Annotated in this window: 21 protein-coding genes; 17 read left to right on the top strand and 4 right to left on the bottom strand. The window is 64.4% G+C overall.

What is annotated here, in order from left to right; genetic code table 11:
- Nucleotides 1-36 precede the first annotated feature (36 nt).
- The 5 genes from ACXYX3_RS28050 to ACXYX3_RS28030 all read left to right on the top strand — a co-directional run bounded on the left by ACXYX3_RS28050 (nt 37) and on the right by ACXYX3_RS28030 (nt 3,764).
- Entirely contained in the window at nt 37-633 is a 597-nt protein-coding gene (locus ACXYX3_RS28050) for a TlpA family protein disulfide reductase (protein WP_241204942.1), read from the top strand.
- A gap of 299 nt (nt 634-932) precedes the next feature.
- Complete coding sequence (locus ACXYX3_RS28045) at nt 933-1,202, top strand: metal-sensitive transcriptional regulator (protein WP_043415993.1); 270 nt, start codon at nt 933-935, stop codon at nt 1,200-1,202.
- A gap of 14 nt (nt 1,203-1,216) precedes the next feature.
- Nucleotides 1,217-1,615: a DUF302 domain-containing protein gene (locus ACXYX3_RS28040; RefSeq protein ID WP_043415991.1), complete on the top strand. Its 399-nt coding sequence runs from the start codon at nt 1,217-1,219 to the stop codon at nt 1,613-1,615.
- 2 nt (nt 1,616-1,617) lie between these two features.
- Nucleotides 1,618-2,391, top strand: coding sequence for a sulfite exporter TauE/SafE family protein (locus ACXYX3_RS28035; RefSeq protein ID WP_043415990.1), 774 nt, complete (start codon nt 1,618-1,620; stop codon nt 2,389-2,391).
- A gap of 32 nt (nt 2,392-2,423) precedes the next feature.
- Complete coding sequence (locus tag ACXYX3_RS28030; RefSeq protein WP_241204941.1) at nt 2,424-3,764, top strand: MBL fold metallo-hydrolase; 1,341 nt, start codon at nt 2,424-2,426, stop codon at nt 3,762-3,764.
- A 1,361-nt stretch (nt 3,765-5,125) separates the two neighbouring features.
- Here ACXYX3_RS28030 and ACXYX3_RS28025 read toward each other — a convergent pair.
- Nucleotides 5,126-5,641, bottom strand: coding sequence for a hypothetical protein (locus ACXYX3_RS28025; RefSeq protein ID WP_241204940.1), 516 nt, complete (start codon nt 5,639-5,641; stop codon nt 5,126-5,128).
- Nucleotides 5,642-6,078: 437 nt separating this feature from the next.
- Between ACXYX3_RS28025 and ACXYX3_RS28020 the strand changes: the two genes are divergently transcribed.
- The 10 genes from ACXYX3_RS28020 (at nt 6,079) to ACXYX3_RS27975 (ending at nt 15,150) form a co-directional block, all read left to right on the top strand.
- Nucleotides 6,079-7,020, top strand: a complete 942-nt coding sequence (locus ACXYX3_RS28020; protein ID WP_048419110.1) for a L,D-transpeptidase — start codon at nt 6,079-6,081, stop codon at nt 7,018-7,020.
- Nucleotides 7,021-7,553: 533 nt separating this feature from the next.
- Nucleotides 7,554-7,781, top strand: coding sequence for a DUF2933 domain-containing protein (locus ACXYX3_RS28015; RefSeq protein ID WP_011780846.1), 228 nt, complete (start codon nt 7,554-7,556; stop codon nt 7,779-7,781).
- A gap of 36 nt (nt 7,782-7,817) precedes the next feature.
- Entirely contained in the window at nt 7,818-8,579 is a 762-nt protein-coding gene (locus ACXYX3_RS28010) for a methyltransferase family protein (RefSeq protein WP_137149494.1), read from the top strand.
- Nucleotides 8,576-9,307, top strand: a complete 732-nt coding sequence (locus ACXYX3_RS28005) for an ABC transporter ATP-binding protein (protein WP_222882791.1) — start codon at nt 8,576-8,578, stop codon at nt 9,305-9,307. Before ACXYX3_RS28010 ends, ACXYX3_RS28005 begins: the two co-directional genes overlap by 4 nt.
- A complete protein-coding gene (locus ACXYX3_RS28000; RefSeq protein WP_222882792.1) occupies nt 9,288-10,787 on the top strand; it encodes an ABC transporter permease in 1,500 nt (499 codons plus the stop codon). Before ACXYX3_RS28005 ends, ACXYX3_RS28000 begins: the two co-directional genes overlap by 20 nt.
- On the top strand, nt 10,787-11,194 hold the full coding sequence (locus tag ACXYX3_RS27995; protein ID WP_222882793.1) for a hypothetical protein: 408 nt from the start codon (nt 10,787-10,789) through the stop codon (nt 11,192-11,194). Before ACXYX3_RS28000 ends, ACXYX3_RS27995 begins: the two co-directional genes overlap by 1 nt.
- A gap of 118 nt (nt 11,195-11,312) precedes the next feature.
- The gene (locus tag ACXYX3_RS27990; RefSeq protein ID WP_222882794.1) at nt 11,313-11,837 is read left to right on the top strand and encodes a pyridoxamine 5'-phosphate oxidase family protein; all 525 of its coding nucleotides are present in this window, start codon (nt 11,313-11,315) and stop codon (nt 11,835-11,837) included.
- 227 nt (nt 11,838-12,064) lie between these two features.
- Entirely contained in the window at nt 12,065-12,358 is a 294-nt protein-coding gene (locus ACXYX3_RS27985) for a metal-sensitive transcriptional regulator (protein WP_048419108.1), read from the top strand.
- Nucleotides 12,359-12,520: 162 nt separating this feature from the next.
- Complete coding sequence (locus tag ACXYX3_RS27980) at nt 12,521-12,763, top strand: heavy-metal-associated domain-containing protein (protein WP_048419033.1); 243 nt, start codon at nt 12,521-12,523, stop codon at nt 12,761-12,763.
- Nucleotides 12,764-12,801: 38 nt separating this feature from the next.
- Complete coding sequence (locus tag ACXYX3_RS27975; protein WP_222882795.1) at nt 12,802-15,150, top strand: heavy metal translocating P-type ATPase; 2,349 nt, start codon at nt 12,802-12,804, stop codon at nt 15,148-15,150.
- 80 nt (nt 15,151-15,230) lie between these two features.
- Here ACXYX3_RS27975 and ACXYX3_RS27970 read toward each other — a convergent pair whose 3' ends face one another.
- The 3 genes from ACXYX3_RS27970 to ACXYX3_RS27960 all read right to left on the bottom strand — a co-directional run bounded on the left by ACXYX3_RS27970 (nt 15,231) and on the right by ACXYX3_RS27960 (nt 17,390).
- Nucleotides 15,231-15,485, bottom strand: coding sequence for an SHOCT domain-containing protein (locus ACXYX3_RS27970; RefSeq protein WP_011767898.1), 255 nt, complete (start codon nt 15,483-15,485; stop codon nt 15,231-15,233).
- A 142-nt stretch (nt 15,486-15,627) separates the two neighbouring features.
- Nucleotides 15,628-17,166, bottom strand: coding sequence for a multicopper oxidase family protein (locus ACXYX3_RS27965; RefSeq protein WP_222884838.1), 1,539 nt, complete (start codon nt 17,164-17,166; stop codon nt 15,628-15,630).
- Nucleotides 17,163-17,390 carry a hypothetical protein gene (locus ACXYX3_RS27960; RefSeq protein WP_222884839.1) on the bottom strand — a complete coding sequence of 76 codons (228 nt, stop codon included), beginning with the start codon at nt 17,388-17,390 and terminating at the stop codon, nt 17,163-17,165. Before ACXYX3_RS27960 ends, ACXYX3_RS27965 begins: the two co-directional genes overlap by 4 nt.
- A 128-nt stretch (nt 17,391-17,518) precedes the next feature.
- On the opposite strand from ACXYX3_RS27960, the gene ACXYX3_RS27955 reads away from it, so the two are divergent.
- Together ACXYX3_RS27955 and ACXYX3_RS27950 are read left to right on the top strand one after the other, a co-directional pair.
- Nucleotides 17,519-18,259, top strand: a complete 741-nt coding sequence (locus ACXYX3_RS27955) for a response regulator transcription factor (protein WP_048419030.1) — start codon at nt 17,519-17,521, stop codon at nt 18,257-18,259.
- Nucleotides 18,256-19,401 (top strand): sensor histidine kinase, encoded by a 1,146-nt coding sequence (locus ACXYX3_RS27950; RefSeq protein WP_241204939.1) that lies wholly within the window; start codon nt 18,256-18,258, stop codon nt 19,399-19,401. The genes ACXYX3_RS27955 and ACXYX3_RS27950 overlap by 4 nt, the downstream gene beginning before the upstream one ends.
- Nucleotides 19,402-19,408: the final 7 nt, after the last annotated feature.

Raw genomic sequence — 19,408 nt, 5'->3', positions numbered from 1 at the left:
GCTGAACGCCGAACTACTTGTAGTGAAGGAGGTTTCATGCGTAGCGCGAAGCAATCACTCGCCGTCGTGGCAGCCCTTGTCATCGCGGCAGCCCAAGTCACCGGCTGCACCACTGGCGAGGATGCCGTGGCGCAAGGCGGTACCTTCGACTTCGTCTCCCCCGGCGGCAAGACCGCGATCTTCTACGACCCTCCGTCGGCGCGGGGCACGATCGGCGATCTCAGCGGCCCCGACTTGTTCACCAACAAACCGATCCGGCTGTCGGATTTCACCGGGAAGGTGGTCCTGATCAACGTGTGGGGCTCTTGGTGTGCGCCATGCCGCACCGAGACTCCAGAACTGGAGACGGTGTACGCCGAATACCGCGACCGCGGTGTGCAGTTCCTGGGTATCGACGTCCGCGACAACAGAAATACTGCACGCGACTTCGTCACCGACCGCAATGTCGAATACCCCTCCATCTTCGACCCGGCGATGCGCAGCCTCATCACCTTGGGACGCACCTACCCGACCAGCGTGGTGCCGACCACGATGGTTCTCGACCGACAACACAGGGTCGCCGCGGTGTACCTCATGGCATTACTGGCCGAGGACCTGCGGCCACTACTAGATCGGCTGACCACCGAGCGCTAACACCTCGCTCAAGCCGACTCGAAGTGTGACCTCGCTGCTGCAGCGTGCAGCGACGTGACTAGCCAGCGTGCGGGGGGTTGGCATACCGAGAGCGGTTCATCTCGTCTCTAGGAACACTTTGGCGCCGCCGTGCTGCTGTCCACGACGCCGAAGCCGCGACACGGCAGCGACGACCCGACGTCTTGAGACTCGCCGGATCGGACGTGGCCGCGTGACATCAGCAGACTCGACAGGAGATACCCAGGGGGGTATCGTCGGGCATGTGAAAAAATACCCCCACCGGTATAGAAGGAGGCGTCGTGGTCGGCGACGAAGACAGCATCGCGCTGGTGTTGAACAGGTTGCGCCGCGCGCACGGCCAGCTCGGTGGCGTCATCTCGATGATTGAGCAGGGGCGCGATTGCAAGGAGGTCGTCACCCAGTTGGCGGCGGTCTCCAAAGCGCTCGATAAGGCGGGTTTCAAGATCGTTGCCACCGGTTTGCGGCAGTGCCTGACCGGCGAAACCCCAGACGACCAGGCGCCAATGACCGAGGCTGAGCTGGAGAAGCTCTTCCTCGCACTGGCCTGACGAAGGGAATAACCATGACACTGGCCATCTCCACGACACTACGCACATCATTCGACGATGCCGTGGCGCGAACCCGAAAGGCATTGTCTGACCAAGGGTTTGGTGTGCTCACCGAGATCGACGTCAAGGCGACGCTCAAGGCCAAGCTCGACGAGGACATGGAGGACTACCTCATCCTCGGGGCGTGCAACCCGGCCCTGGCTCACCGTGCCATCGGCGTGGACCGTCAGATCGGACTGTTGCTGCCGTGCAACGTCGTGGTCCGCGCCGATCCTTCCACTGACGGGTTGGTGATCGTCGATGCGATGGATCCGCAGACCATGGTGCAGGTGGCAGACCAGCCGGGCCTCGCCCAGGTAGCCGACGACGCAGCCGCCAGACTGCGCGCGGCCATCAAGGCGCTGACCGACTGATCATGGCAGTAACCGTCACGCTGACCCTGGGCGCCGTCATTGGCGTATTCCTCGGCCTGCTCGGCGGCGGTGGCTCCATCATGGCCGTACCCGCGTTGGTCTTCGTGCTAGCCGTGCCAGTGGAGCAGGCAATTCCCATGTCGCTCATCGTCATTGCGGCCGCCGCAGCCGTCGGAGCGTTACCCAAGGTGCGGGTGGGCCAAGTCCAATGGCGGCTCGCCGGAGTGTTCACCGCAGTAGGCATCCCCGCCACGTTCATCGGTAGTGCGATCGGACGGCACCTGCCGCAATCGGTCATTCTCGTCGGCTTCGCCGCCGTGATGGTGATCGCCGGAATCCGTATGCTGATGGACGCTGCCGACACCGGAACAGCCTGCGAAGTCGGCGATTCCGACATCAACTGGCGTCGATGTGCGCCCCGATCCATCCCGGCGGGGATCGTGGTCGGCGTGCTCACCGGCTTGTTCGGCGTCGGCGGCGGTTTCCTCATCGTTCCCGCTTTGGTACTACTGCTCGGCGTACAGATGCCCATCGCCATCGGCACGTCGCTTCTGGTCATCGTCGCCAACTCCGCGGCCGGGGCGCTGACCTATGTGAGTCAAGGAACGATCGACTGGGGCATGACCGCGCTGTTCGCGGGCACCGCCGTCGTGGCATCGCTGATCGCCGGCCAGATCGGCACACGGCTGGACACCTCCAGACTCCAACACTGGTTCGCCTACCTCGTGTTCGTAGTCGCGGCGTACGTCCTGATCGACACACTCATCCTGCGCTGACGCGCGAATCATCAAGAGAGAGGCAATTTTCCATGCGTATCTCCATCATCGACACCTCCAGTCTGGGCGACCGTAGCTACCTGATCGACGATGGCGGTGTCGCCGTGGTCGTCGACCCGCAGCGCGACATCGACCGCGTGCTGGCGCTCGCCGCCGAACGGGACGCCACGATCACCCACGTGCTCGAGACCCACATCCACAACGACTACGTCACGGGTGGCCTCGAACTGTCGCGCCTCGTTGACGCGGAATACGTGGTGCCTGCCGGCGACGACGTCGCCTACGATCGGCTCCCCGCCCGCGACGGCTACGTCATCGAGGCTGGGCCGATGCGCTTTGAGGTGCTGCACACCCCCGGCCACACCCACCATCACGTCAGCTATGTGTTGCGCCACGACACCCAGACCGCAGTCTTCACCGGCGGGTCGATGCTTCACGGCACCACCGGGCGCACCGACCTCATCGGGGCCGACGACACCGAAACGCTCACCCACGCCCAGTTTCACTCGGTGCGTCGACTGGCCGGCGAACTGCCGGACGACACCGAGGTGTATCCGACGCACGGATTCGGGAGCTTCTGCTCGGCAACGCCGGCCAGCGGTGACACGTCCACCATCGGCGAGCAGCGCCACACCAACCCGGCACTCACCTCCGATGAGGAGGCATACGTCGAGAACCTCCTCGCGGCGCTATCGGCATACCCGGCGTACTACGCACACATGGGAGTGATCAACGCAGCGGGGCCGGCCCCGGTGGACCTGACCATGCCCGCGACCGTCGACCCCGACGAACTGCGCCGGCGCATCGACACCGGCGAATGGGTCGTTGACCTCCGCAGCCGAACAGCCTTCGCCGCAGGGCATCTGGCCGGCACCCTCGGCTTCGAACTCTCGGGCTCATTCGTCACTTATCTGGGCTGGCTGTACCAGTGGGGTGCCCCGCTGACCCTGATCGCGGACGACCCGAAGCAGATTGTCGAGGCACGACGCGAATTGGTCCGCATCGGCGTCGACGAGGTGCGCGGCGCCGCGACCGGCGCCATCGACGACATGAGCGCCGGCAGCGCCCTGCGCACCTACCGGGTGACCGACTTCACGCAGCTGTCGTCCGGCATTCCCTCCGACGCCACCACCGTCCTCGACGTTCGGCAGGACAGCGAATACGCCGAGAGCCACGTGCCGGGGGCGGTGAACATCCCGCTGCACGAACTGCTGGCCCGCGCCGAAGAGGTCCCCGCCGGTGAAGTGTGGGTGCACTGCGGATCCGGTTACCGGGCGTCCATCGCGGCGTCGATCCTGGATGCGCGGAACCGCACCGTGGTGCTCATCGATGACGCCTTCACCAACGCCGTCGAGCTGGGACTCGCGGCGTAGGCATCACAACGGAGGGTGAAGGAACCCTCGCCGCGAGCGCACGCAGCCAGACCCGATGCGGGAAGTGGATGGCATATACAAGCTCAGGGAAGTCGGCAACTGAGCCGCGAGCTTCAGCTTCAGGTGTGAACGGATTTGTGAACGAAACAGGGTGTAAAGCGCGAGACGAGGCCTAACGAGAATGACGCTGGAGACGCACTAAGTGACCTGACCTGGGTATTCAGGACACGGTTGACCGCTTGAGACGGCGACTGACCGGCTCATAACTTAGAGGTCGTAGGGGAAGGCCTCAATCAGCGACCCGTCGGGCCCCAGACTGCCCCGAGTTCAGTTGACTCGCGGTGTGCGAATTTCGGGCCGCGGTTGCGACTGGTGTGTGGAGTAGTTCGACTCCGGGTGAGCCTGCCGAGGGCACGTTGCCGGCAGCATCGGTGGTAGGTCCGCTCGATCCAGGTCACGATCGCGAACCATTTTTCATGGATAATGACTATTATCCATGAAGACAGCGAGATGCACTGCGAAGTCTGCAGATTCAGCGCGCTTTTGTCACCGTGACGAATCACGCGCCGCTGGCTGGACCTCCGTGGTGACGCACACCGTCGTTGCCTCGTCGCACACGGACGCCCAAGCTTCCGTTCGTAGGCGCTCGATCCCTGGGGGCTCCGCCGAGACGTGCTACAGACACATGACGCGCCTTTTTGGTTCGCAGAGAGACAGGGCTGCGCGGATCGCGACCGGTCACTTTAGTTGACCATAACGGCCGTTATTGGCTTAATTCCGTTGCGCTGCAGTGTTTTTCGTCTTATGCAGTTGCCAGAATCGCACACATCATGTGCCGTCTTCATCAAATGTGGGTGCGCGCCGCCCGTCGCAGTTGATGTCAAAGCACCGGTCGTGCCGAGGTGGCCGGTAAGTGGTCGAGTCGCAAGCGCGGCAATGAAAGACGCGGTGCATGACGCCGCACGCGCACGCCTGGCTACCGACCAGCACCCGACCCGGGCCGAGCGGATGGCCGTTCAGGCACGTCGGCGGCGGTCCCGGTTCGACCCACCCCCGTCGAGTCCACCGCAACCCGCCTGCCATCATTCGATCATACGTTCGATACGCGCAGGCGGTGCCTTGATTCGTCACGGTGACGAATCATCTGTGCGCCAGTGTGACGCCCTGGTGCAGTGTGATGCCGCCCTACGTCGCATCTGGCACGACAGCGGTACGGATCGAGCTGTTCCGCAGCCCCTTCCAAGTGGCTTTTCGCCGTCGTTTGGCGATGCATGGGTCATGTTTTTATACCTCCGGTGTCAGGCAATCGCTCTGTAAATTAACGCATTTCGTCATGTGACGGTTCTAGGTTGCTATGCGGGCTACACGGTCCCGGCGCTGCGGTACGGCCCGAGGTAATAGTCGTCGTAGTGCTGGTCCAGGTATCGGAACAGGGCAGCAGTCTCGCCCTCGTCGAGGGCCACACCTAGCGCCACTTCAATGCCCGGCCAAATGGCACTCAGGCTGAGGGTCGCGCCGACGACGCGTTGCAGGTGATCATGAAACGACGCGAAGGCCCTCATGCACAGGTCCGAGTCGGCGCGCCACGTCCAGGCCAACAGGCGTCCGACGGTATCGCCGGCATGCCAGAGGCGGGCCTCACGCCATTCGTTTGCGCCTGCCGCAGCAGCCTCGCTGGCGGTGAGCGCCGCGATCATCGCTAGCCGCAGGTTGGGGTCGTCAAGGACGGGCGCAGTGGCCGGCACCAGGTGAGCTACCACGGTCGAGCCCTTAATGATGTGGGTGGTGAGTCCGTTCTCCGCATCACCGACGAGGGTGCTGAATGCGTTGCGTGCGTCCGTGATTGAGCGCATCCGGTTCGGCCTGATGTTCACCATACCGCCAATCTACCACATCACGCCATAATTAGCGCCAGTTTCCACGCTCGATTTAACGCCGATAACGACCGTTTTGGTCAACCAAAGTGACCGGTCGCGATCCGCGCGCAACAGCGACCGCGCCGACAAGCGACCGCACCAGCGAACGGGAGATCCGCCGGATCGGTTCAAGGATCACGACGTCGGATGTCCTTTAGTTGCCCAGGAACCAAGTACGGTCTCGATACGTAGATCACGATTAGGTTACGGACGTACGTGGCGGTTGTCCACACGGAGCCACTGCCGCACCGCACGGTAAGCGAAATCGGTCGACCTACTGCCAACGTACGTAGGTAGTAGATTTGGAAGTACTCGTCGTGCTTCTTGGGTTGCACGGCGGAAGAATCTAGGCGAGGAGACCGGTTATGGAGCGGCGGCGAGTGCGTAAGCTGGGACTGATGTCGGCCGCGACTGGCCTCGCCGGCGCACTAATGCTGAGCACCGGCTCCGCCGCGGCGGAGCCGCCCCTTCCCGGACCGCCGGCGCCGATCGATCCGATGGCAATGCCGGGATCCCCGCCAGAACCGTTCGTCCTCCCCCCCGGTTCGATCCAGGGTCCGCTAAGTGATCTTTCACGGCCGGCGCCCCCGGCCGGGCCCACACCGCCTGGGCAGAACCCTGCACCCTACGAGGGCGAACCGGTGTTCGCGCCGCCGACGTTCAATCCCGTCAACGGCGCGATGGTCGGGGTGGCCAAGCCGATCATTATCAACTTCCAACGGCCGATCGCCGACCGCGCGCTGGCCGAGCAAGCCGTTCACATCTCCTCCACCCCCGCGGTCCCCGGGAAGTTCTACTGGATGAGCGCGACCCAACTCAGATGGCGGCCCATCGACTTCTGGCCCCCCAACACAACGGTGAACATCGATGCCAGCGGCACGAAATCGAGCTTCCGCACCGGCGACTCGTTGGTGGCGACCATCGACAACGCCACCCTCCAAATGGAGGTCATGCGCAACGGCTCACTCGAGAAGACCATGCCGGTGTCTTTGGGAAAGCCGGGATACGAAACACCCAACGGCACCTACTACGTGCTCGAGAAGTTCGCCGACATGGTGATGGACTCCTCCACCTATGGTGTGCCGGTCGACGCGGCCGAAGGTTACAAGCTAAAAGTTCAAGACGCGGTGCGGATCAACAACGCCGGCATCTTCGTTCACGGTGCGCCCTGGTCAGTCGCTGATCAAGGCAAGCGCAATGTCAGCCACGGGTGTCCAAACCTCAGTCCGGCCAACGCTCAATGGTTCTATGACAACTTCGGCAGTGGAGACCCCGTGGTCGTCAAGAACTCCGTCGGCACCTACAACCAAAACGACGGCGCCCAAGACTGGCAGATCTAACGAAGGCACTCCCAGTAGGTGGTGCGACAGTCAGCAAGGCGCCATTTTGCCCCCATCACGTACACCTGACGAAGTTCTCGACGTACCAGTCCACCGGGCCGCGGTTGACTCACTACTGATCGTATATGTGATCAACGCCCGCTTCGTGGTGAAGCGACTCAGGCGAAAGAGCCTCGACAGGCGCCGGTGTCGCTGGCGTGCCGGTTGACTCGACGACCGGCTACGTAGCGGGTGGCGCCGCACGACCGTGATCGTCCGCGTGTCCGATCGTCCGACTGTGGTGATCGGGTTTCACACCGGCCGGCTCGTGATGACCGTGCCGTAGACCGGATGCGACGCCTACCGCCGATGCCAGCACCGACGCCGACGCCGACGCCGACGCCGACGAGAACGATCGCGTTGGCGGGTCCGCCATAGGGCCTCTGGGCGAATCAGACAGGGACTTTCGTCCTACGTATCACGTACGTAGTTCCATGGGCATCGCCAGGGTAGAAGCGCATGCTTGAGGGCGGCCCGAACGGAAGGACCTCGAGATGAAAACACAGTACCTACCCTGGTACGCCTTGGCCTTGGCCGCCGCTTTCGTAACTGCGCTGGCCATCGGCGTTCCGCTGTCGACGTCGGCGCTGCTGCTCTTTGCGCTGGCATGCCCATTGATGATGATGTTCATGATGGGCGGAATGGGCGGCGGGCACGGTAACGACACTAAGCATGACCGGTCCGATACGCCGGAGCATCGCGACTCTGCGGGACGGTCATAAACCTCCACGTCCATCACCGATCAGAAGGTCTTGACGATGGCAGATGCAGCCTACGGATTATGGCCGCTGGTGATCGTGAACACGTTGTTGTTCATGGCTTTTGGGCTGAGCTTCTTTCGTCCGAGAACGCATCGAGATTGGCGGGCGATGGGCGGCTACACCGCGTTCTTGGTGGCGTTGTTCACCGAGATGTACGGCGTCCCGTTGACCGTGTACCTGCTCGGCGGCTGGCTGGGATCGCGCTTCCCGCTCCTACGTGACACCCACGCCGGCGGGCACCTGTGGAACGACCTCATCGGCTGGACCGGCGACCCGCACCTGAGCCCCTTTCATCTGGCCAGCTACGCGGCGATCGGTGGCGGTTTCTGGCTGATCGCGGTCGCCTGGCGACACTTGCATGCGGCCGCCCAAGCCGATCGACTCGCCACAACCGGCCCGTATGCCTGGGTACGTCACCCGCAATACGACGGCTTCCTACTAGTCATGCTCGGCTTCTTGCTGCAGTGGCCGACGATTCCCACACTGATGATGTTCCCAGTGCTGGTTTACGTCTACGCGCGGCTGGCGCGCAGCGAAGAACGCGACGCGGCGGACCAATTCGGCCCCGCATGGAACGCGTACACGGCACGCACTCCGGCATTCCTGCCGCACTTGCGATCTCGTCCCCAAACCGTGCCGGAAACCGCTCACTCCGGTGACAGCCGCACCGCCTGGCATCGCCCGACACCGCCGCCCCTGCCCACCGGCGCCTCGCCACCGCCCAGCACCGACGGCTCCCACGGAGGAGGTCGGTCATGAATCACACCACTGGGACCGACGACATAACGAAGCTGCCGGTGGTCGAGGCCGCCGCCGCGGTGTTAACGGCCGGCGGTATCGAGAAGTCGTTTCGCCGCGGCACCTGGCCGATCTCGCACCACCAGCAGGTGCTGCGCGGCGTCGATCTGACGCTGCAGCCTGGCGAAGTGGTCGGTCTTGTTGGGGAGAACGGCTCAGGCAAGTCAACGATCATGAAGATCTTGGTTGGCGAGCTTGCCCCAGACGCGGGCACGGTGGTCCGCTCCGGCGTGCTGGGCTATTGCCCGCAGCAGCCGGTGGTGTATGAACGCCTGACCTGTGATGAGCACCTTGAGCTGTTCGCGCGCGCCTACCGTATGGCGCATGAGGCCGAACGGCGCGCGCGCCGAGATCTTTACGAGGCGTTGGGATTTGAACGATACGCCGGCACACGGGCGGATCGGTTGTCGGGCGGCACGCTGGCCAAGCTCAACCTGACATTGGCGATGCTGGCCGACCCGCAAGTGCTGCTGCTGGATGAGCCCTATGCCGGCTTCGATTGGGACACCTATCTGAAGTTCTGGGATCTGGTGGCCCGTCGTCGCGACGACGGACGGTCGGTGCTGATTATTAGCCACTTCGTCGCTGACGAGCACCGCTTCGATCGCATCGTCAAGCTGTGTGACGGGCGGCTATGCGAGGGACAGTACGGAGGGCAGGGGGTCCCCAGTGACGACCGCAGCCCATGAGCAGTGGCGGCCGACGCTGCTGCTGACCCGCAGCTTCATCGCCGACTATGTTCGCAACCCGGTGAACCTGATCATGCTGGTCCTGGTGCCGCTCGTGTTCGTGCTGGTCGCGGCCGGTTCGATCGCCGACGCGATGGAACTGTTACGGGGACGACCCGGCATCGCAACCCAAACGGCGACCGCCGGCTGGGCAGCTGGCTTCCTGTCGGGGCTCGCAATGTACTTCCAGATCCACTCGGCGCGACGCGCGGACAAGCGGTTGCAACTGGTCGGCTTACCAGCGGCGCGGTTGCTCGCTGCCCGGGCGGGCACCGGTCTGCTCATGGCGGGACTCGTCTCGGGAGTGGCGCTCGCCGCGTTGGCCGTGCGTGTCGGTATCGACCATCCGGTCCGGGTGATCGTCGGTACGCTGATGTTCTCGGTCATCTACCTGGCGATCGGTGCGCTAGTAGGGATAGCGGTTGCCAATCCGGTCAACGGTGCGGTGATCATCTTGTTGATCTGGATGATCGACGTGTTCGTCGGGCCTGCCGGCAGCGGCGGCGATTACGTGTTCACTCGCTGGTTTCCCACTCACTTCGTCACGTTGTGGACTGTCGACACGCCCTCGCACCACGCTGGACGGCTCGGCGATCTCGGCCTCGCCTCGGTTTGGATGCTCGGCGCTCTTGCTGTGGCCGGCGCGTTGGTAACGGCGGGTTCTCGCACCGCGCGACGGCGTCAGCGCACGGCCGGCCAGTTACCGACTGCGCTGAGGTTCGGTCTGGTCGATCTGCGGCGAAACGGCGCGCTGTTGGTGCTGCTAGTTATTGTGCCGGCGGCGTTCGTGCTGCTGGCGAAGGTGACCACGCCGGGGCGATCTCTAATGGTGTCGGTCACCGAGAACGGCGCCGTTTCAAACCAGTCGTTCTGGTTTCCCGAGGTACACGCCGGAGCGATGGCCCCGATCGGCATCGGTGCGCTGGCTGCACTGGTTGGGATGTTCGTAGTGGTCGATGCTGCCGGCGGGGACCGACGCCTGCGGCTGGCCGGCTACCGCACTGGCGTGGTGCTGGCTGCCCGATTGGGCGTGGTCGCCGTAGCCGCCATCGTCATCACGGCGGCCACCATGGGGGTTACCGCGACCGTCTTCGACGCCAGGCAGTGGCCGGGCTACATTGCTGCCAACCTGCTGATCGCCGCAATCTACGCCCTGATCGGTGTAGTCATCGGGCCACTGCTGGGCAAGGTCGCGGGGGTGTTCGTCGCATTTTTGATCCCTTTTCTCGATCTGGGAATCATCCAAAGTCCGATGCTCCGCCCTGTACCTCAGGAGTGGGCCCAGTTTCTTCCCGGGTACGGCGTGACCCGGTTGCTATTCGATACCAGTCTCACCTCACGTTTCGACGAAACCTGGCCATTACTAACTGGGTTCGTCTGGCTGGGTGGGCTATTGATCGTGGCCTCAGTTGTCCTCACCCGCGGCGGGAAGCTGACCTGATGATCGCCGCGGCATGGCTGTTCGGAGTCGGTGGCGCGATCCTCGTCGGGATTGGGGGGTTCTTTGTGTTGGCCCGGCCTGCACTGCTGCCCGAGGACTTGCGCTATCTACGCCGCACCACGGGCGAGATCGATGCTGCCCTACCGAGCCTGCGTGAGTGGCTGCGTCTGGTGTTCATCGTCCTTGGCGGATACGCAGTGGCTACCGGGACACTCACCATCTACCTGGCAGCCACCGACGTTCGTAATGCCGAGTCGTCGGCAGTGGCGGTACTGGCGGTCGCCGGCGCATCGTCGATTGGGGTCATGGCGTTGGTGAATTTCGCGCTGCACTCGACATTTCGGTGGCTGCTCTCCGCTGCGGCGGCACTCTGGATCGTGGCGACGCTGGTGGCGGTGCTGTCGTGACCTTCCGGGAGTGGGCCTGGCAGGTACCCCGTCCGCGCATGCACCCCGGTGTCCACGCCACGGGCTCTTTCCAACGACTCCCCGCCCTGCGTCGGTCACCGAGCCACCGGACGTCAAGGTGAAGAATCACCCTGTCACGTTCGAGGTCGTTCTCGGCCATCTACGGAAGCAAACGTTTGCGGTACTTTCGACGACCGACGAAGAGGGCAAACCGTGCTCAGCGGGAGTCAACTACCGCGTGTCTGAGCTCGGCGGTGCCATCTCCATCTTCGTAATGACCCGCCGGCACCTGAAGAAGGCGCGCAATGTCGCGCGGCATCCGCGGGTCTCGCTCGTGGTTCCGCTGCCGAGGCGGCTCCTGTGGTTCCTCCCACCAGCAACCCTCCAGTTGAGCGGACACGCGAAGATCCTCGACTGGACTGACGACGAAGGGCGGGATGCCTTCCGCCAGTTCTGGATCGGCCGCCGAATCCTCAAGGCTTACGAAGAGTCTTACCGCCGCGGCGAAACGCGAATCTGCTTCCTGAAGATCACACCAGATCCTGCGATTAACACCTACATGGTCGGCTCCAACATCTGGCAGCTCAGGAATCACATGGAATCAGGTGCGGCCAAAGTAATCGACCCGCGCGGGAACCCATGAGCAACGGGGCGGGTCGGCTTGATGATCATGCGGCGGGCTGATGCGCCGCACGCGGGAGGGCCAATCGGCACGCTGAATTGCACACCCTCGTCGCCCACGCGGGCGAGCCCGGTCATGCAGCTGAGGTATCCGTCGCACTTCTGGTGACGTTGGCCCCTTGACAGATTGATACCCCATAGGGGTATATTGCTTTGTATACCCCTATGGGGTATTACGGAGGAGGAGTCATGGATACGGCGACACCCGGGTATGCAGCCTCGAAGGACGCACATCTCAAGCGACTGCGCAGAATTGAGGGGCAGGTCCGCGGCCTTGCACGCATGGTCGACGAGGACGCCTACTGCATTGACGTGCTCACCCAGATATCGGCGGCAACCAAAGCGTTGGAGTCGGTGGCGTTGTCGCTTCTCGACGAACATCTTTCCCATTGCGTCCGTGACGCAGTCCACCAGGGCGGCGACATCGCCGAGCAGAAGATCGATGAAGCCTCGGCAGCAATCGCGCGTCTCGTCCGTTCCTGAGCACACATCCGAAACCGCCCATCCCGCAAGCGAAAGTGGCCAGAAATGACCCGACAGCTCACCGCCACCCTGCCCCTGATTCCCCCCACCTCCTCGGGCTGCAGGTGCTGCGCACCGAGGTCCTCGGACACACACCCACCAGCATCGGTCAAGGAGAACGCCATGAGCACGACCACAACCACCAAGTCCTACGCCGTGACCGGCATGACCTGCAGCCACTGCATCGCCGCGGTGAGCGCAGAACTCGGCGCACTCACCGGTGTCACCGACGTTCATGTCAATCTGGTTGCCGGCGGCATATCCACAGTGACGGTTTCCAGCGACCCACCACTGACCACCGAGCAGATCACCACCGCACTCGACGAGGCCGGCGACTACCGCCTATCCACCGATCAACCTCGCTAGCACTCACCCTGCGCGAACCCCGAACCAAAGGACAGAGCATGAGCCTGCCGAATCACACCGTCGGTGTCGATCAACCCCACAGCATCGAGTTGTCGATCGGCGGGATGACCTGTGCATCATGTGCAGCCCGGATCGAAAAGAAACTGAACAAGATCGATGGGGTCGCGGCCAGCGTCAACTACGCCACCGAAAAGGCCAAGGTGGACTACCCCAACTCCGTCGATCCGGCAGTGTTGATCGCCGCGGTGGAAGCGACCGGCTACACCGCAACCGCCCCCGCGGCGGCGAATGACGCGGCCCCGACCGATTCCGGCCCGGACGCGGGCGAAGCCGACTCCTTGCGGAGCCGATTGCTGATCTCCCTGGTGCTGACCGTGCCCGTGATCGCGATGTCGATGATCCCCGCGCTGCAATTCACCAACTGGCAATGGTTCGCGCTGACCTTGGCCTCTCCCGTCGTGGTGTGGGGCGCCCTGCCGTTTCACCGCGCAGCGTGGGCCAACGCCCGCCACCGCGCCGCCACGATGGACACCCTGATCTCACTGGGCGTCAGCGCCGCGTACCTGTGGTCACTGTGGGCGCTGTTCATCGGACACGCCGGCATGCCGGGGATGAGGATGGCCTTCAGTCTGCTACCCGACGCGGGTTCCGAGACCGAGCACATCTACCTCGAAGTCGCCGCCGCGGTGACGGTGTTCATTCTGGCCGGCCGCTACTTCGAGGCGCGCGCCAAGACACGATCCGGTGCCGCGCTGCGGGCCCTGCTCGACATGGGCGCCAAAGACGTCGCCGTCGTGCGCAACGGTACCGAAATCCGCATTCCAACAGCAGAACTTAGCGTCGGAGACGTATTTGTGGTGCGACCGGGTGAGAAGATCGCCACCGACGGGGTCGTGACCGACGGCTCGTCGGCAGTCGACGCATCGATGCTCACCGGGGAATCCGTGCCCGTCGAGGTCCGCCCCGGCGACCACGTCACCGGTGCCACCGTCAACGCCGGTGGCCGACTGCTCGTCCGCGCCACCCGAATCGGCGCCGACACCCAACTCGCGCAGATGGCGCGCCTGGTCGAAGACGCCCAGAACGGCAAGGCATCGGTACAGCGCCTGGCTGACCGGGTCTCGGCGGTCTTCGTACCCATCGTCCTGGCGCTGTCGGTCGCAACGCTGGCGGCCTGGCTGCTCACCGGCCATTCAGCGACAGTCGCATTCACCGCGGCAGTCGCCGTCCTGATCATCGCCTGCCCGTGCGCGCTCGGCCTGGCCACCCCCACCGCCCTCATGGTCGGCACCGGCCGCGGCGCCCAACTGGGCATCCTGATCAAGGGACCGCAGGTGCTCGAGTCCACCCGCCGAGTCGACACCATCGTGCTCGACAAGACCGGAACCGTCACCACCGGCCGCATGAGTCTCATGGGGGTGCATCCCGGCGCAGGGCAGAACTCCGATGAGCTCCTCGAGTTCGCGGGAGCCTTGGAGAGCGCGTCTCAACACCCCATCGCGGAAGCGATCGCCGCCTCAGCAGCCGCCGGCGGCACGCTGCCAGCGGTCGAAGACTTCTCCAACCACAACGGCTACGGCGTCAGCGGCGTCGTCGCCGGCCATGCGGTCCTGGTTGGCCGGCTCAGCTGGCTTACCGACGACTGGTCGCTGACAGCCCCCGACGACCTCACCTCCGCCGCCGAACACGCTCAGTCCCAGGGCCACACCCCGGTATGGGTGGCCTGGGACGGGGTGGTGCGCGGCGTCATCGTCGTCGCCGACACGGTGAAGGGCGCCTCCGCGGACGCCATCGGCCAGTTCCGCAAGCTCGGCCTGCGTCCGTTTCTGCTGACCGGCGACAATCGGCGCGCCGCCCTCGCCGTCGCCGCAGAGGTCGGCATCGACCCCGACGACGTGATCGCCGAAGTCCTCCCTGCCGACAAAGTCGACACCATCAAAAGCCTGCAAGCGCAGGGGCGAACCGTCGCCATGGTCGGCGACGGCGTCAACGATGCCGCCGCACTGGTACAGGCCGATCTGGGCCTGGCGATGGGCACCGGATCCGACGTCGCCATCGAGGCATCCGACCTGACACTGGTACGTGGTGATCTGCGCGCAGCCGCCGACGCCATTCGATTGGCCCGGTCAACCCTGAGGACCATCAAGGGAAACCTGTTCTGGGCCTTCGCCTACAACGTCGCCGCACTTCCCTTAGCGGCACTGGGCCTACTCAATCCGCTGATCGCCGGCGCCGCAATGGCCTTCAGCTCGGTCTTCGTGGTCAGCAACAGCCTGCGACTTCGCCGGTTCACCAGCAGCGCATCCCCTGGGCAGACGGAAGACGTCCACGTTGCGACAGTGCAGCCAGGGGGCGACGAGTACCGCAGGGCCCACACCGCACCATAACCCCGGGCTGGGCACCTCACGCTTAGCGAATACGCCCGCGGCGCGGAACTCCCCCGCCGCGGGCTTGGCGCTGGCGTCAGTTATCGACGCACAGCCTCGCGCAGTATCGCCAATCGTTCGCGGTACTGCGTTTCGTCGATCTCGCCACTGGCGAATCTCGCCGCTAGCAGTTGTTCGGCTGTGGGCGCGTCACCGCGTGGCGCTTGTGAGCTGCCCGTGGTGTATCTGATCAGAGCGACGATACCGACGATGATCAAGCCCCAGAACAGCACCATCCCGACGCCCATCCCCGCGTATCCCCACCAACCCATGTCGTGGTCGTACCAAAACATCATGACCGTTCCTCCTCTTGATGTATCCGTGGCCGATTGGCCACAGTCTTACGGTTTGCGTCTCGTCCCGAAAGAGTCAAGAGCACTGCGCTTCAAGGTCTTTGGGCCTCATCGCCGCTGACCGTGCGAAGGGCGCGGCACCGGGCTAGGGCGAGTAGTTCAGGCTCGTCATCATGCCGGCTTCCTGGTGATAGGTGTTGTGGCAGTGCATCATCCAGACGCCCGGGTTGTCGGCGGCGAGCGCCACCGTCAGCTCCTGCATCGGCAGAACTATGACGGTGTCCTTGCGTGGGCCCGGAGTCCCGTCCGGCTTGATCACTTGAAAGGTGTGACCGTGCAGGTGCATGGGATGCCACATCATGGTGGTATTGGCGAAGGTCAACGTCGCCTTCTGGCCTTGCCTCACAGTCAGTGGGACGGTGTCTTCGAACGGTCTGCCGTTGATCGTCCAGTCGTAGGACGCCATGGAACCGGAAAGCCGGGCCGACAGGGCGACATCGGCCCTGGTGACATCCAAGACCGCCTCGGGCGCGGCGGTGAACACGCCGACGGTGCCGACCCGGCGCTGCAGTTCGGGTGGCATGAACGTCGGATCGGGTGCGGCACCGGCGCCGGTGGACAGTAGGGCTCGCGCGAGCGCGTTCTTCCCTTCGGCCGAGGCGACAAAGGGGAACACGCCGTCACCGGTGGTGATGAACACGTCATAGCGCTCACCCATGCCAATCAGCAGCGCGTCCACCTCGGTCGGCACCACAGGGAAACCGTCGGTATGGGTGACAGTCATCCGATGTCCGGCCAGCGCGACCCGAAAAGCGGTATCGGACCCGGCGTTGATGATCCGCATCCTTATCCGCTGCCCAGGGCGAGCGGTGAAAGTGGTCGGTGCCGCCGCAATGCGACCGTTCGCTAGGTAGAACGGATAGCTGACGTCACCCGCGTCGCCCCCGAGAAGTGCGCTCGCGCCAACGCCTCCGACACCGGGAACCCCTGGCATTCCAGGTGTTCCGCTCATGCCGGGCATACCGGGCATGCCACCCGAATGGCCGCCGGCCCCCGAGACGGGACGCAGCCCCTCGTAGAGCTGCCGCGGGCTGGAACCGATTCCGTCGGTCCAGTCATCGAGCACCACGATCCACTCGGCGTCGTAGCGTGCCGGCTCGGCCGGATCGTCGATGATGACCGGCGCGTAGAGCCCGTAGTCGGCGTCGAGGCCGGTGTGCGGGTGCGCCCAGTAGGTACCGGGATGAGGCGCGGAAAACCGGTAGGTGAAGTTCGATGACGGGTCGATGTTCGGGGTCGCCGGCGTTGCGCCATCCATGTCGTTGCGCAGCGCGATGCCATGCCAGTGCAGCGAAGACGGCTGGTCCAGACCGTTGGTGACGCTGATCGCCAGTTCGTCGCCGACGTCGGCGCGGATCAACGGTCCGGGAACGCTGTTGTTGTACGCCAGTGTGCGGGCGACGGGTCCGCCCAGGTCGATGTCCGCCGGCCCAGGTGTCAACGCCGCGGTGACGGTGCGCCCGGTGTGGGGCCGCGCGGCTTCAGCGACCGCGATCGGATCCGTAGCCGGGTTGACACTTGTGGGCTTTCCGCACGCGGCCATGGCGGCGGTACTCGCGGCGAGGGTGGCCGCCAGGAACGTGCGTCGTGTCAATATCGTCGTGCCGACGCTCCCACCGTTCATCGGCAGTGCGGGGGTTTCGTCGTTGCGACGCAATCATCAATGGTGAGGCCGGGTACCTGTGCGTCGCGCTGAGTTTCGATGTCCTCCCGACGCTGCGGCCTGTTCGCCCCGAGTAGCGCCGCCAGCGCCGCGATCACAGCTCCCCAAAACGCAAGAAGCATCACGATGGCCAGCAGGCAGCCACCCCAACCCCAGTGGGCGCCGGCTTCGTTCCACCACGTCATCGGGTCGTCTCCTTCTTCGCATTCCACACTCATGCCGCCGAGTAGCGAATCGACGATGGTTTTATGAAGATTCACTCAAGACCTGGGTCGCGGGTTCCTGAATCCCTTCGGGGCGGCACGATGAAGACATGGACAAGCCTGCGGCCACCCCTTCGGCGGGATATCGAGCATTGGTGGTCGACGACGAGGTACCGCTGGCCGAAGTCGTGGCGAGCTACCTCAGACGCGAGCAGTTTGACGTCAGCCTCGCCCACAGCGGAGCCGACGCCTTGGCCCAGGCCCGTGAGATCGACCCGGACGTGGTCATCTTGGATCTCGCGTTGCCGGGCATCGACGGCGTGGAGGTATGCCGCCAACTGCGCACGTTCTCCGATGCCTACGTGGTAATGCTGACCGCACGCGATACCGAAATGGACACCATCGTGGGCCTGTCGGTCGGTGCCGATGACTATGTCACCAAACCTTTCAGTCCCCGCGAACTGGTCGCGCGGATCCGCGCAATGTTGCGCCGGCCTCGCACCGTCGCAACGCCGACCAGTGCTGCGGCCGCGGCCGACGAACCCCCGCCGCGGGCCTTCGGGCCGTTGTCCATCGACGTTGCGGGCCGACAGGTATTCATCGACGACGAACCAGTTCTGCTCACCCGCACTGAGTTCGACATTCTAGCGGCGTTGTCGTCGCGGCCGGCCGTGGTCTTCAGCCGCCGCCAACTCCTCGAGGCCGTCTGGGGAGACTCCTGGGGCGGCAACGAACATCTCGTCGACGTCCACATTGGACATCTGCGCCGCAAATTGTCGGATGACCCCGCCGACCCGCGCTATGTGATCACGGTCCGCGGAGTCGGATACCGAATGGGAAGCGGCCAATGAGGACAGACACGAGCATTCAACCCAGGTCGCGGCACAGTCCTGGAGTCGGGGCAAGACTCCTGCTGGCGCAAGCCTTGGTGCTCCTCGCCGGCGGCGCAACCACCGGGGTCGTCGCCGTCATCGTCGGTCCACCGCTGTTTCGGGAACACCTGACCCGCGCCGGACTTCCTCACTCATCCAATGAACAGTTCCATGCCGAGGAGGCCTACCGTTACGCCACCGCAATCTCAGTCGCGGTGGCGATCGGCGTAGCCGCATTGACCGCGCTGGTTGTGACCTGGTATTTCAGCCGTCGCCTGCAGCACTCCATCGCCGAGGTCGCATCGGCCGCCACTGCAGTCGCCGACGGCCGCTATGACATCCGTGTGTCGCCGCTGCGCTTGGGGGAGGATTTCGCGAACCTGTCCCGCGCGTTCAATCGGATGTCCGAACGGCTCGAATCGGTCGAGACCACCCGGCGCCAACTCTTCGGTGACCTCGCCCATGAGATTAGGACACCCGTCTCGGTACTCAAGGCCTACATCGAGGCCGTCGAGGACGGAGTGAAAACCCTTGACCCCGAGACGGTTGCCGTGCTCAACGATCAAGCCAGCAGGTTGGTGCGCTTCTCCGATGACTTCGCCGCGCTCGCTCAAGCCGAGGAAGGTCCCGGCGCGGTCACACCGCAGTGGATCGACCCCCAGGCCGCGATCGTCACCACCGTGTCTGCCGCAGCCGACCGATACGCGGAGAAGGACGTCGCGCTGACCTTCGACGCCGCGAACCCGCTGCCCGAGGTGTGGGTAGACCCTCTGCGCCTCGCACAGGTGATCGGGAACCTTCTCGACAACGCTCTGCGCCACACCCCCGCGCGAGGCCGCGTCGAGGTCGACGCGACGGCAAAGCCCGGCGAAGTGATCATCACCGTGCGCGACAATGGTGATGGCATCGCTGCCGAGCACCTCCCGCACGTGTTCGAACGCTTCTACCGCGCCGATGTGGCCCGCGATCGAAGCCACGGCGGCGCGGGGATCGGGTTGGCCATCGCCAAAGCACTCACCGAAGCCCACAGCGGCCGCATCACTGCGGCCAGCCGCGGACCAGGCCTGGGCAGTACCTTCACCATCGAGCTACCCGCACGCACGGACCGCCGTGACGACTAATGGAACT

The sequence above is a fragment of the Mycobacterium sp. Panama NTM2 genome (assembly GCF_054355555.1).
This window is presented reverse-complemented; position numbering and strand designations above follow the sequence as displayed.